At 54.8% G+C, this 13,760-nt stretch carries 9 protein-coding genes; 6 read left to right on the top strand and 3 right to left on the bottom strand.

The window, feature by feature from the left end:
- Window positions 1-33: 33 nt before the first annotated feature.
- Window positions 34-969 carry a nucleoside recognition family protein gene (locus CHH28_RS15535; protein ID WP_094061174.1) on the bottom strand — a complete coding sequence of 312 codons (936 nt, stop codon included), beginning with the start codon at window positions 967-969 and terminating at the stop codon, window positions 34-36.
- A gap of 352 nt (window positions 970-1,321) precedes the next feature.
- A complete protein-coding gene (locus CHH28_RS15530) occupies window positions 1,322-1,522 on the bottom strand; it encodes a hypothetical protein (RefSeq protein ID WP_094061173.1) in 201 nt (66 codons plus the stop codon).
- 245 nt (window positions 1,523-1,767) lie between these two features.
- Between CHH28_RS15530 and CHH28_RS15525 the strand changes: the two genes are divergently transcribed.
- From CHH28_RS15525 to dinG, 6 genes are all read left to right on the top strand, one after another.
- Entirely contained in the window at window positions 1,768-3,945 is a 2,178-nt protein-coding gene (locus CHH28_RS15525) for a malate synthase G (protein ID WP_094061172.1), read from the top strand.
- A gap of 204 nt (window positions 3,946-4,149) precedes the next feature.
- Window positions 4,150-7,077: a hypothetical protein gene (locus CHH28_RS15520; protein WP_094061171.1), complete on the top strand. Its 2,928-nt coding sequence runs from the start codon at window positions 4,150-4,152 to the stop codon at window positions 7,075-7,077.
- Window positions 7,077-8,099, top strand: coding sequence for a hypothetical protein (locus CHH28_RS15515; protein WP_094061170.1), 1,023 nt, complete (start codon window positions 7,077-7,079; stop codon window positions 8,097-8,099). Before CHH28_RS15520 ends, CHH28_RS15515 begins: the two co-directional genes overlap by 1 nt.
- An 87-nt stretch (window positions 8,100-8,186) precedes the next feature.
- Window positions 8,187-9,638 (top strand): ExeA family protein, encoded by a 1,452-nt coding sequence (locus CHH28_RS15510; RefSeq protein ID WP_157729945.1) that lies wholly within the window; start codon window positions 8,187-8,189, stop codon window positions 9,636-9,638.
- Window positions 9,638-10,399, top strand: coding sequence for a general secretion pathway protein GspB (locus CHH28_RS15505; protein WP_094061168.1), 762 nt, complete (start codon window positions 9,638-9,640; stop codon window positions 10,397-10,399). The genes CHH28_RS15510 and CHH28_RS15505 overlap by 1 nt, the downstream gene beginning before the upstream one ends.
- Window position 10,400: 1 nt before the next feature.
- Window positions 10,401-12,494 carry an ATP-dependent DNA helicase DinG gene (gene dinG, locus CHH28_RS15500; RefSeq protein WP_094061167.1) on the top strand — a complete coding sequence of 698 codons (2,094 nt, stop codon included), beginning with the start codon at window positions 10,401-10,403 and terminating at the stop codon, window positions 12,492-12,494.
- Here dinG and CHH28_RS15495 read toward each other — a convergent pair whose 3' ends face one another.
- A complete protein-coding gene (locus CHH28_RS15495; RefSeq protein WP_094061166.1) occupies window positions 12,495-13,757 on the bottom strand; it encodes an alpha/beta fold hydrolase in 1,263 nt (420 codons plus the stop codon).
- Window positions 13,758-13,760: the final 3 nt, after the last annotated feature.

The following is a 13,760-nucleotide window of genomic DNA, read 5'->3' as shown; positions in this document are numbered from 1 at the left end:
TTAGAGGTTTTGGCCTTACTGTCTCTGTAAGGTCTAAAACAGCACGATATGCACTGCGGCACGTGCCAGCACCGCCAGCAGTGCCGCGATAACGGCGGGCTTGGCCACGGCCATGACCCGCTTACCGGCGGACGCTAAAATCGCCACTCCTGCCACGTCCAGTGGGCAAATTAATAGCCCGGCAAGACGATTGAGCGCCGCAGTCTCCAGCAGGCCTTGCTGCATTTGCTCAATGGCCAAGCCCATCATGGCGGTTCCGCCAGCCACAAACTTGGTCACGATCAGCGTCAAGCTGTCTATCGGATAACCCAGCCACAGCAACACGGGCGCTAAGCCGTGAGTCATCCAGCCGACGGCGCCGGTGTGAGTAAACAGTTTCACCGCCACCAGCGCGACGACCAGCAGCGGCAGGGCGCCGATACTGATGTCCCATGCATCGCGACCGGCCTGTCGAATGATGTCCAGCAGGCTGGCGTTGTTGTCAGAGGCGCCGTCGTCACCGAATTCTTCTGCCGCAGGGTGCGCCGACAGTGAGCGGCCAAACACATAAAACACCAAAACTGCGGCCAGTAGCCCGGCCGCGGCGGCGACGACTAGGGTAGTGGTTATGTCCAGTCCTAAGGTTGCCATGGGGAACAATATGTTGGCCTGGCTCATGGCCAAAACCATCGCCAGTGTGGCGGCGATATGACGATCACTGCTGCCATTGCGCGCCATCAATGCCAGCGTCGCCATTGGGGCAGCAAAGCTCACCAAGCCGACCTGCATAAAGGCAAATACTCCCAGTCCGGTTAAACCCAGCGGCGTCAACACCGGCGTCAGTAGGGCGACCAAGCGTTGCAAAATACCCTTGGCTTCCAGCCAGCGCATGATGCTGAGCATCACGATCATGATCGGTAGCAGAATAAACAGCGCCAGCTCGACAGCGGCGCGTCCTCCCTCCAGTACTAGAGCGGCAATGGTGTCCATAGTTTCCCGGCAAAAGCGGGCACTCTAGCATGTCTGGCGAAGTGGTGTTTATACCGTTATCTGTTCGAGTGGCAGTGTGTTGCTGGCCGTGGCAGGTCTAAGGGGGTCAACCATTAGGGGTCAATCATGAGGGATATTTGAGCTCGCAGGTGTGTGCTTTGAGGAGGCGTTAGCGGAGGAGGAATTAATGGGGGCGTGAGAATAGATCTGTGTTAGCCAAAAGCCGCGAGCAATGCCTTGCCGTGGTATGCACAAGTCAAGTCGTGAATTATTGAACGAAGCAAACCACGCTGTACAAGTCTTGAAGCTGACAGCAGCAGGTGAGCAGGTACCGCCACTCACCTGACTGCCTTTACATCATAATGCCAGGGGCGATGCGTTGATTGATTTGTACCCGAGTGCAGGGACGTTGAGAGCTGGAGCCTTTCCAGCCGGTTTCACCACTGACAAACGGGTCTATGTGGGTGATTTTGCCACCCGAGTTAAGGAAGCGTTGCACGTCGTCAGCGAGTTTTTGGCGGCGTGCTTCTGCATCGCTGTGTTTCGTAGCCATATGTACCTCGTATCAATCTGAACAACCAGCTGATTAAGCGTATATGTCTTGTATAGGTATTGTCAAACTCTTGTCCGGTATGAATTGGGTGAATGGGCAGAATCACGTACGTGTATGACGGTATTGGTCGTTAACCGGTATACTCGCGCATTCTTGGAAGTATCAGGGCTTGTATGTATCCCCTGGTACGCACTATTCAAAGTGGGCTTGGCAAACTGCGGAGCCATCGGACAATTGAGGCTTATATGACAGCATACGTTCAACAGGGCGGTCTTCAGATTGCTCAAGCGCTGTACGACTTCATCAACGAGCAAGCGATTCCTGGTACCGGCATTGAAGCCGACCAGTTATGGGCAGCGTTTGATTCGATTGCCAACGAACTGGCACCGAAAAATAAGGCCTTGTTAGCAAAGCGTGATGACATCCAAGCCAAAATTGACGCTTACCACAGTGAACGCAAAGGTCAGCCACACAACGCCGAAGAGTATCAGGCGTTTTTGAAAGACATCGGCTACTTGGTCGACAGCAGTGGTGACTGTGCTGCTACTACCGCCAATGTCGAGCCAGAAATCGCACAAATGGCTGGTCCACAATTGGTAGTGCCGGTGATGAATGCACGTTTTGCATTGAATGCGGCCAATGCGCGTTGGGGCTCTCTGTACGACGCTTTGTACGGCACCAATGTGATCAGCGAAGACGATGGAGCGGAAAAGGGCCAAGGCTACAACCCGCAACGTGGCAATAAAGTGATTGCTTATGCGCGCGATTTTCTTAACCAAGCTGCGCCATTGGTAAGCGGTAGCCATGTCGACAGCGTTGCTTATCGTATTGTCGATGGTCACTTGCAAGTCAGTCTTGCTGACGGCACCAACGTTGGCCTGCAAGATCCGCAGCAGTTGCAGGGTTACCAGGGTGAAGAGCTGGCGCCACAGGCGATCTTGTTGAAGCACAACGGCCTGCACTTTGAAATTCAAGTGGATGCCAGCAGCCCAATTGGTTCAACGGATGCGGCTGGTGTCAAAGACGTACTGATGGAATCTGCGCTGACCACCATCATGGACTGCGAAGACTCGGTCGCTGCTGTCGATGCCGAAGATAAGGTCACTACTTACAGCAACTGGCTCGGTCTGATGAAAGGCGATCTGTCAGAAGAGGTCAGCAAAGGCGGCAAAACCTTTACTCGCGTGATGAACCCGGACCGTGAATACACCGCCTTGGATGGCAGCAGCTTCACGCTAAAAGGGCGCTCCATGTTGTTTGTGCGCAACGTTGGACACCTGATGACCAACCCAGCGATTTTGCTGGCCGATGGCAGCGAAGTGCCAGAAGGCATCATGGACGCCATGATGACCACCTTGATTGCCATGCACGATTTGAACGGCAATGCGCCATTCCGCAATTCAACCACCGGCTCGGTCAACATTGTTAAGCCGAAAATGCACGGTCCAGAAGAAGTGGCCTTCGCTGATGAGTTGTTTGCACGGGTTGAAGACGCGTTGGGTCTGCCACGTTTCACCGTGAAAATGGGCATCATGGATGAAGAGCGTCGCACCACGGTGAATTTGCAAGAGTGTATCCGCGCCGCCAAAGACCGCGTGGTCTTTATTAATACCGGCTTCCTGGATCGTACTGGCGATGAAATTCATACCTCTATGCTGGCTGGTCCTTTTATTGCGAAAACGCAAATGAAGCAGCAGACCTGGATCAACGCCTACGAAGACTGGAACGTCGATGTGGGTTTGAAGTGCGATTTGTCTGGACGTGCACAAATCGGTAAAGGCATGTGGCCGATTCCTGATGAAATGGGCATGATGATGGAGCAGAAAATAGGCCACCCGAAAGCTGGTGCTAATACTGCTTGGGTACCGTCGCCGACAGCTGCCACTTTGCACGCATTGCACTATCACCAGGTTGACGTCTTTGCAGTGCAGCAAACGTTAAAATCACGTCAAATGGCGGCGCTGGAAGACATTCTGACCATTCCGGTGATGAACCAGGATCAGCTGGATGCACTGGGCGCTGACTTTATCCAAAAAGAAATCGACAACAATTGTCAGGGCATTTTGGGTTACGTGGTGCGTTGGGTTGACCAGGGCGTTGGCTGTTCAAAAGTGCCAGATATTAACCATGTTGGCTTGATGGAAGACCGTGCAACGCTGCGTATTTCATCGCAGCACTTGGCCAACTGGCTGGAGCACGGGGTATGCAGTCGCGAGCAAGTGGAAGACAGCTTAAAGCGCATGGCCGCCATTGTTGATGAGCAAAATGCGGGCGACGCTGCGTACATTAATATGGCGCCTAACTTCGACAGCATTGCGTTCCAGGCAGCTTCTGACCTGATCTTCAAAGGCAAAGAGCAGCCCAGCGGTTACACCGAACCGTTGTTGCACGCTTACCGTTTGAAGTTTAAAGCAGCGCACTAAGCGTACCGAAAAACCCGGCATTGGCCGGGTTTTTTGTATCCGCTATTTTGCGATTCACAAAAAGTGGGCAGTGCTATTTCGGGTTTGTATTGCCTGCAACAGACAATTTAGTCAGTAAGTATCGCGTAAACTCGGGTTAAGGCTTTAGTCTGACAGGCAATTGTTATTACAATCGAGCCTCTCACAATAATCAGAAGAATAATTATGATCTCACGCGCAGCTCCCGTTGTTTGGCTGTTGGCCGCCTTGCTGGCCGGTTGCAGCGGCAACTCCACTTCCTCCTCTGGCGGCAACGCCAAACCGCTTAATTCTGCCAACGGTTACGCCGGTGCTTCCAATATCAGCTCAGCGCAATTGTTTGCCGTGCCGCTGAACAGCCAGGGGCAACCACTGCAAGAGCAAGATGATGCTGGTAATCCGATATTGGCCGGGTTTAAAGCCAGTACCGCGCCCACCGCATATTTTGAGGTGTCGACCGACGGTGACAACAGCGGTCAGCCATACGTGATGATTTTACGCAGTGACGACAACACCAAACAGCGCTGTGAGCTGGTGTCTGGTTGTGCGGGAACGGCGTATTTGGGTGAGCTGGGTTTTAGCGAGGAAGAACCGCTGGAGCTGCGCGCTGGTGTTGGCCGCATTGCCAACGGCATGCGCATCAATGTTAACTGGTTGACGCATCTGGCCAGCGCCGTGGCATACACCCACTACATTGACGATCAAACCCCAGGGCTGGACCAGCCGAATACACCGACCGCTGGGGTGTACAGTCCGTACCGCATCGAATACGGCAACTTATGGGTGTCGCGCTTGTTTGATTTGCCCGATGTGATTGCCACACGGCCGCTGGCGCCGTCGCAGTTATTTCAGTCGACCGATATGAACAGTGCCGCGCTGACCCAGTCCATTGCCCACGGCGCGGTGGTGGCCGCGGCGCAACAGCTGGCGATGGAGCAGCAGCTGTCGGTGCCGCAGTGGTTGAATCAGGTGATTGATCAGTTGCTGCAAGACGGCGGTCAGCTGCCACAAAAAGACGAAGACCCGACTCGCCTGAGTCGTTTTGATATTTATCAGGCGGCGCATCAGCTTCTGGCCGACAACATTGATTATTTGCGCAGTGTGCAAGCGCAACTGCCTACTGAGGTGGACTCGGCTCTGACACTGCTGGCGCAGCACCGCGACGCTCAGCAAAGTGATGCCATGACGCAAGTAGCGGTGTCCAGCGAGGATGTAGGACTGTGGTTGGATCAGCTGGCCAACGCCAAATTGTTTATCAAGGACTTAAACCAGCGGCTGGTGAACTTCGCTGGCGATGACGCCAACACCTGTGGGCGCGAGGGCGCGGCGGCAGATTGTCTCCCGAGTTTTGTTGATCCGCAGTACGCTGACCGCGTTGCCGCCTATTACGACCGTATCGAAGAGGTGTACGACGGTTTGTCGCCGACGTTTGCCAGCACCCGCGAGCAGTTGTTGTCGCTGTCACAGGATTACATCGCTTGTCTCAATGGTCAGTGCCCAGCTTTGCCGGCAGGCACCAGCTACGATGGCGCTGCGCAAGCGCTGCGAGTGCAAAGCGAAGGCCATGATCTCACTCTCACTTTTGCGCCAGTGCTGTTGGATGTCGCTGGTGAAGGCGACGACAGCTATTTTGCCTTTGATATCTTTATCGACGGTACCTTACAGGCCGCAGGCCAGACGTTGCGATTCAACCCCGTCACCGTGACCAACAGTGCCGGAGAGCAGGAGCAGCGGCTCAACCGCTTACGCTTGGTATTCGACGAAGACGAAGACGGTCGCGCGCTGCCAGCGTATCCCAGCCTTGATGGCGATTATTGTGAGCAGATGCCGTGTCGCGATGCGCTCGGGTATACCTTCGATTGGCCAGAAGTGCGGCTGGGCTATGAGGAGCAAAGCTTGCGCTTGGTGTTCGATGCTTCGTTAATCGGCGTGAAAGACCCGCTGAAACCTGAGTTGCGCTATCACTACAACGTTACCACCGCGTCACTGGGGTTGCTGGTGCAAGGCCCGGTCAAAGGCACGGTGGTCGAGCAGGGGGAAGAAGTCGAGCTGCGCGATCAAATGGAGCTGACCTTGACCGGCAAGGCCAGCGGTGCGCCGGATTATTATTCCGATTCGGTGTGGCCGGAGTTGGATGACTTTTTTGTCGCTCGCCCAGAAGCGGACGTGCCCACCATTGAGCCGAATTTGTTTCGCATCCGCGTGGGCGATGACACGGCAGAAATCGACGGCCAGCAGCGGCCACTGCAATACATGACTGTGTACACCCAAGGTATCGGTACCAATCGCTTTGAGCTGTTCAGCGTGGATGGCCAGCAAAATCTGCGCAAGTGTCTGGTCGGCGATAACGACGAAATTCTGTCTTGTCCGGATCGCACCGAAGTGGATGGCGACGTCAGTTTTCAGTCCATTGTCGACGACGGACAGCTGTCGAGTTTTGTAATGCCGTCTCGCGGTATTTATCAAATCCAGTACGATCAAGCGCAACATGGAGCGTTGGTGAGTGGCTTTGATCAGCCGTTGGATGGCAAATTGGTGGCAGCCAACGCGCAGGGAATTGACTCGCTGGCAGCGCTATTGGCGCATGAGCTGGTGGACGGTGCTGGTGACAACGTCAGTCGTGCACCGCTTGGCATCGTGCGTCTGAATCTGACACGCAAACAAGCGGATGTGTGGGAGGCGGCGGTTTCTGCTGGTTATGACTACGACTATCTGGTGGATATCCTGCCCACTGGCGAGCGTGCACAGAGCTTGTACCTGTCGTATCTAACGCGGTTGTCCTCGGCAACACGCGATGATCAAGACATCACCGTGGCCACCGAATTGGGTGCTCTGGTGGTGTTTCGTGGCGGCGTTACCTTGCTGGGCAATGCTGATGGTGAAAGTATCGGCGTCAGCATTGCCAGTCGCGTGGAGTATGAGCGCGACGACAACGCAGACGAGGCGACGGGCGCGTGCGGCTTGATTAATCGCTCTGAGCTGCTGGCCAAAGATTGTGATGCGGTGGCGTACATCAGTTACCGCAATGTGTTGTTGGGCGTTATTCGTGAAGAGCAAAACGGTGTCTACGTTGCCCGCTTTGCCGACGGTGAATTTTTGGTATTAGGTGGTTGATGAAACGCAGTATTAGCTGGTCGTTGCTGTGGCTGGCAACGACCAGTCAGGCCGCTGGCCTGTATGTGAGTGGCGATTTTCGCGCCAGCAGTGAGGCGGTACCGTTGCACTCGATGATGTACGGCTGGAGCAGTGCATTTGATCGTGGCGATCATGGCTACGCCGATTTGCAGCGTGAAGTGGGAGTGATGTGGCAGGACTGGCGCTTGGGTTGGCAGCAGCGGCGCTATTACTCGTTGCGCTTTAACCATGCCACAGCGCAGTTTTATCGCGATTTAGAGCAAGGGCGTGACCATCAAGGCAGTGGCCGCCTGGAGTTGGAAGTCGAGCACTTCATTGCCGATGGCTTGAGGCTGGCTTGGCAGGGCGATTGGGCCGGCTGGCACTGGCAACCGACGTTGACCTGGTATCAAGTCAGTCATTTTCAGTTTGGTGAGCTGCACGGCAATATTCGCGATGGCGAAGCCTCTGCCACCATCGATTATCAATTTAATGACGATAAAATCCTCGACTATCAAGCCAGCGTGCCCAACGGACATGGCGTGAGTCTGGATTTGCAATTATCACGGCGCTGGTCGCAGTGGCACCTGCAACTCGATGTACAAGATGCCTTCAATCGTTTGTGGCTGAAAGACGCTGCGTTTACTGAGGGTTGCATCAATTTCGGCGACACGGGCACACGCGCTTGCAGCAGCAATGGCATTGCCTCGGGCCGCTCTGGTCAGCAAGACGTCACCAAGCGCATTCAATCGCGCTATCAGGCGCGTGTGGGTTACACGCCGTGGCGGCTGGAACTGCAAGCGCTGCAGCACGACCGCTACCAGCAGTTTGGCGTTGAATATCAATTGCCTGTGGGCGAAGGCCATCTGGCATTGGCGGCCTATCACGATCGGCAAGTTAAGCTGGGTTGGCAGGGCGATATTGGCTCGCAGTCGCTGGCGGTGAGTGTGGCAGCGGACGATATCAGGCCGCATTTCGCCCGCCAATCGCATATCCAGTTGGACTGGGCCTATCACTGGTAAGGTGCTCGGTTTTCGCATGGCAGCATGCTCACTTTGGTGGGCTAAATCCGGTATGATGCCGCTTTTGTTTTGGCCATCGGTTTTGGCATGTACCTACAGCACTTTGGCTTAGCCCGTTTTCCGTTCACCATTGCGCCGGACCCTGCTTTTTTATACCCCTCGCCAGCGCATGAGGAGGCGTTGGCGCATCTGCAATACAGCCTCACCGGGCACGGTGGGTTGATTTGCCTGACCGGTGAAGTGGGTACCGGGAAAACGACCTTATGCCGCGCGTTTCTTAACCAAAGCCTGGACAAAGTGCGCACCGCCTACGTGTTTAATCCGCAGTTGTCAGCGCTGGAGTTGCTGCAGTCGTTGTGCGATGAGCTTGGCATTGATTACCAGTTGAGCGATTCGCACAAGCAACTGTACGACCGTTTAAACCGACAGTTGTTGAACTGGTATGCCCAAGGTGAGCGCGTCATCGTTGTGGTGGATGAAGCGCAGTCGATGCCTGCGCCTCTGTTGGAGCAGATCCGTTTATTGACCAATTTGGAAACCGATCAAGCGAAGTTATTGACCTTGATCTTGGTCGGTCAGCCAGAATTGCGCGACTTGCTGCAGCAGCATCAATTACGCCAGCTTAATCAACGCATCACCGCACGCTATCACCTACCGGTATTGCGTGCGCGTCAAGTGATGGCGTATTTGGATCATCGCATGCAAGCTGCCGGTGGCCAGCCAGGGCGTTTTACTGCTGCTGCCGCCAAGCGTTTGTGGCGCGCCAGTGGCGGTGTGCCGAGATTGCTCAATGCCTTGGCCGACCGCGCGCTATTAGGTGCATACGCGCACTCGGAACAGCGCGTCAGCGCGGCGCGGGTGGTGGGCGCGAAAAAAGAAATCCTACCTCATCAAGTTCGGAACTGGCTGCGCTATTGGCCTGCCATAATGGCGACGTTTATGTTGCCGTTGCTGTTCTTGATGGCAGTGCAGTGGGTGCCGCCTGTTGCGCTGCTACTGAACTCCCCCGTGCCTGAACTCACTGAAAATGAACCGCCTAGTGTGGATGCGCTGTCTGATCCGGTAGTCCGGCTGGCGCGTGAGCAGGGGCTGGCCGCCAACACTTGCGATCAATTGTTAAACGATGGCTGGCGCTGTTTGTGGGTGAACTGGGCGTTTAACGAGGTCAGCACAGTGGCGTTCCCGGCTTTGTTGCAGCGTTTGGATGATCGTCAATGGCAGTCGCCGCAGGCATTGCAAGCCAACAACTACGCTGGCCAAGCACTGATTTTGTGGCAGCCACCGCCAGGCTATGACGGACTGTTGCGACCGGGAGAAAACAGCACCCTAGTGCCTTGGCTGCGACAACGCTTGGGCATGCCGTGGTCGAGCGGCTGGCAAACCATTGCGCCGCAAGGGCAGGCGGCAGTTTTGCCAGAAACCCTGTACGACCCCTTACTGGCCAATCGCATCGCGCAGTTTCAGGCGCAGCAAGGGTTAACGGCAGACCGCATCGTGGGCCCACGAACCTTATTAGCTCTGCAAAGGGAGGGCAGCTGATGTCGTATATTTTGGATGCGCTGCGCAAATCCCAGCAGCAGCATGAGCAGCAGCCCATTGCAGTTATTCGCCCGACGTTTGAGGCAACGGAAGAAGAGTCGCGTTTGCCGCTGCATTTTTGGCTGCCAGTGTTATTGAGCTTATTGCTGGCGCTGGCGGTACTGTTGTGGCCGCAGTCTGAGCCCGTGAACGATCCTACGCCTGAGGCTGAACCTGGCTTGTCACTGAATATACAAATGCCTCAAGTCGCATCCGATGCGTTTTTATCACCAGTGCAGGGCAACACTAAAAATGAACAAGATGGCGCGACTTTGCAGCCGCCAGTCAGTCGGCTAACACCGCCATCGGTGGTGGCAGCCGAGCCCGCTGTCGCCGTCACACGAGATGCCGCGCTGGCGAACGCTGTTAACGCGGCAGATAGTAATGTAGGGAGCAAGGTAGAGAGCGGGGCAGACGATCTCAACCAGGTCAGCCAACACGCCAGCGAGCCTGTGAATACTAAGCCACGCGTTACACAGCGTACCCTGCCGCCATTGTCGGCGCTGCGCAAAGTGCCAGATTTAATTATTACCGGCCACATTTACTCCAGTGTCGCCAGCCAGCGACAGGTCACCATGAACGGCCGTGTTTGGTCTGAAGGCGAACGCATCGCTACCGATGTGGTGTTGCAAGCGGTGACACGCGATGGCATCGAGCTGGATGTTGACGGTTGGCCACTCACGGTCCACCGCAATCGCGGCTGGCAAAGTCTGACGGATTAATATGCTCAATAACGACACCAAACAACGTATTCAGGCTTTGTACCGTGAATGTATTGCTGCCATGGGGCTGACGCCGCGCTATGGCCAGCGGGTAATGATCGCAGAAATTGCCAAAGCGCTGGGCGCCATCAGTGAGGATGAAAAAGGCCAACGCACGAACGATCAAGGCATTGTGGTGGTGGAAGCGGGCACGGGTACCGGTAAGACCTTGGCCTATTTGTTGGCGTCTTTACCCATTGCCGTCGAGCGAGAAAAGAAACTGTTGGTGTCGACGGCAACCGTCGCCCTGCAGGAACAGATTCTGGATAAAGACTTACCTGCGCTGAAAAAAACCTTATCCATGCCGTTTAATTTTGCCTTGGCAAAAGGGCGAGGGCGGTATTTGTGCCTGCTGAAATTGGACAAAGCGCTGCAGCAATTGTCGGGAATATTATCCACCACCATCGATTTATTCGACCAAAGTCCCGAAGAGCAAGATAAAGAACTGTATGAAACCATGCTGGCCGCTTACGGGCGTGGCAGTTGGGATGGCGATCGCGATCGCTGGCAAGACGAAATTGAGCCATCGCAATGGCATCATGTCACTGCGACTCACCGTGAGTGCTCTAATCGGCGCTGCCCGCATTTTAGCAATTGCGCGTTTTATAAAGCGCGTGAAGCGATGGAAAACGCTGACGTCATTGTTGCCAACCACGATTTGGTGTTGGCGGATTTGTCCTTAGGTGGCGGCGCCGTGTTACCGGCTCCGGATAAAACCCTGTACGTGTTTGACGAAGGTCACCATTTGGCCGAGAAAGCACTGAATCACTTTCGTTTGGAAATCGGCGCCCGTGGTCAGCGTCAGTGGTTAAAACAGTTGGAAAAAGGGCTTGAGCAATTTATTGCAGATGCCGGTATTCCGCCGGCCTTGATGCATTCGCTGAGCGAAGCCCCAGGGCAGATTCAGTCGTTGATTCAAAGCCTCAGTTTATTGTGGCCGTTGCTACTAGAGCAGCTCGGCGATAACGACCGTTTGCGCTACGAATTTGGTCAATTGCCCAGCAATTTACGTGATTTATTGACCAATTTAAAAGGCCCGTTGCAGCCTTTATTGCAGACTCTGGATAAATTAAACGACAGTTTGCAAACCTCGTTGGACCCCAAAGAGCACGGCGATTTTCAACGAGAGGTGGCGGAAAACTGGCATACGCCGATGGCGATGATGCTGGCGCGGGCTGAGCAATTATCGGAAGCCTTGTCCTGGTTGTGCGCCGAGGAAGAAGAAGGCGCTTTACCGGTAGCGCGTTGGCTAAGTCGAGTGCCAATGGGGGATGACTGGGATATTCGCCTCAGTGCCTCACCCATCGCCATTGCCGACCAGTTGCGCCGCAATTTATGGTGGCGCTGTTATGGCGCGGTGGTGACCTCGGCGACGCTGACGGCGCTCAACAGTTTTAATAAATTGCAGTGGGAATCAGGTTTGCCGGATTGGTCGTCGTTTCATCGCGTTGCCAGTCCGTTTGATTACAGTGCCGCTGGCGAACTGGAATTGGTTTCGCTGGCGTCTGATCCTAAAAGCGATCAATTTCAGCAGGATGTGGAGCAGTGGTTGCGAGAGTCGGTCGATTTATCGCGTGCCACACTGGTGCTGTTCAGTTCACGTGCGCAGCTAGAGGCCACTCGCGATGCCGTGCTGTCGGATTGGTACGATTCGCTATTGTGTCAGGGCTTTTTGCCCAAGGCTGAAATCGTCAAACGCCATAAGCAACGCATTGATGATGGCCAGGGCAATGTGATTTTTGGTCTGGCCAGTTTTGCAGAAGGAATCGATTTACCCGGCGATTATGTGACTCATGTGGTGATAGTGAAAATTCCCTTTGCTGTGCCCGACGATCCGATTCAGGCGGCGACCAGCGAATGGCTGGAAAGCCGCGGTCGCAATGCGTTTATGGAGCTGACACTGCCGGCAGCGTCGATTCGCCTGGTGCAGGCTTGTGGCCGATTGATTCGCAAAGAAAGTGACCGTGGCCGTATCAGTATTTTGGATAAACGCTTAGGCACCCAGCGCTATGGGCGGCTGCTGCTGGAATCGCTGCCGCCGCTGCGCCGTATTTAATCAAGCCAGCTGACTGTCGAGGGCTGGCGATTCCTGGCGAATCATCGGGACGTGGTGGCGTAAGTAGTGGCGCAGTTGATCGGCTTGCTTGAGATTGCGCTGAATAATTAAGCAGCGCAGCTGTTGGCGTTCTCGCTCCAGAATACGGATATGGAAACACCCGCCGGCTTCTGGCAATTGCAGGTACAGATGCTGGCAATGTTCGTTTAATGCCAGATCGGGCTGTAATTGCTGGATAACGCATCCTGCAAAATTAATGTTACTGATGCGCACAGTATGCGTTTTGCCACTGGCCTCATCAATCAATGTATACGGCTGCTCCAGTGGCCGCTCCCGTCCTTGTAAGCGACGATTGCCGCTGGCGAACTGACGCGCCGAATACAAGCTGGTGCCGTCGATCCCGTCGATGGACTCACCGCACAAAAAGCGATGAAACAAGTTGCAGGCCGGTTCACGGCGTTCAAACTGCGCCAGGTGATCGGCATTATGAATTACTGCAAACTGGCCTTGCGCGCATTGGCTGGCAAACGCCGCATTTTCGGACGGCAAAGTGAAATTATCGAACTCACCCGTGGCCACCAGTGTTGGCACGGTTGGAAACTGATCAAAGCCGGTGAAATCCAGCAGCCGTTGAGTATTTTGTGCGTAACGCGCGCGTTCGTTGTTGTCCAAGCGAGCAATTTGGCGGTACAGCAATTTGCGGTAGGTTGGGCTGACCTCGGTTTGCTCAAGTCGACTGTGGTTAATCAAATTGCACACCGCTGTGGTGGCAAAAGCGTCCATTTCGCCTTGCTGGAGTAACGCCAACGAGTCTTCCAGCAGGGTAATTAAACTGTGGCGACGAAAACAAGTGATGCCCGACAGCAATAACTTGTCTACTTGCTGCGGGTGTTGGCTGGCATAAATCGACGCCATCGCTGAGCCATAGCTAATGCCCAGTAATATTACCTGCTCGAGCTGCTGTTTTTGCACGAAGGCATGCAATAGATCGGCGTAGTCGGCCAGTGATAGTTCTGGCGCCAGTTGGCGGTTGCTGCCTTGAGATGGCAAATCGAGCAAAATCACCGGGTGCGTACTGAGTACGCGCTCAACTTCGTGGCGGAACGACCCAAAACTTTGAAATGCCCCGCCCAGAAAAATGACCGCCGGTTGGTGGCGATTCTGCGGTTGGCTGAAAGCCTGGTATTCCAGTTTGTATTGGCCAATCCACAATGTCTGTGGAGCGGCGCGCAGCGCGGCGACGGAAAAGGGTGAGAAATCCATGGC

It is taken from the genome of Bacterioplanes sanyensis (genome assembly GCF_002237535.1).
In the GTDB taxonomy this organism is placed as follows: Bacteria; Pseudomonadota; Gammaproteobacteria; order Pseudomonadales; family Oceanobacteraceae; genus Bacterioplanes; species Bacterioplanes sanyensis_A.
The sequence above is the reverse complement of the archived record's forward strand: the minus strand, read 5'-3'. Positions and strand labels throughout refer to the sequence as shown.

Bases quoted from the DNA above. Each gene is read 5' to 3' on its own strand.
- CHH28_RS15535 (WP_094061174.1), bottom strand. From the start codon at position 969: ATGGACACCATTGCCGCTCTAGTACTGGAGGGAGGACGCGCCGCTGTC.
- CHH28_RS15530 (WP_094061173.1), bottom strand. From the start codon at position 1,522: ATGGCTACGAAACACAGCGATGCAGAAGCACGCCGCCAAAAACTCGCT.
- CHH28_RS15525 (WP_094061172.1), top strand. From the start codon at position 1,768: ATGACAGCATACGTTCAACAGGGCGGTCTTCAGATTGCTCAAGCGCTG.
- CHH28_RS15520 (WP_094061171.1), top strand. From the start codon at position 4,150: ATGATCTCACGCGCAGCTCCCGTTGTTTGGCTGTTGGCCGCCTTGCTG.
- CHH28_RS15515 (WP_094061170.1), top strand. From the start codon at position 7,077: ATGAAACGCAGTATTAGCTGGTCGTTGCTGTGGCTGGCAACGACCAGT.
- CHH28_RS15510 (WP_157729945.1), top strand. From the start codon at position 8,187: ATGTACCTACAGCACTTTGGCTTAGCCCGTTTTCCGTTCACCATTGCG.
- CHH28_RS15505 (WP_094061168.1), top strand. From the start codon at position 9,638: ATGTCGTATATTTTGGATGCGCTGCGCAAATCCCAGCAGCAGCATGAG.
- dinG (WP_094061167.1), top strand. From the start codon at position 10,401: ATGCTCAATAACGACACCAAACAACGTATTCAGGCTTTGTACCGTGAA.
- CHH28_RS15495 (WP_094061166.1), bottom strand. From the start codon at position 13,757: ATGGATTTCTCACCCTTTTCCGTCGCCGCGCTGCGCGCCGCTCCACAG.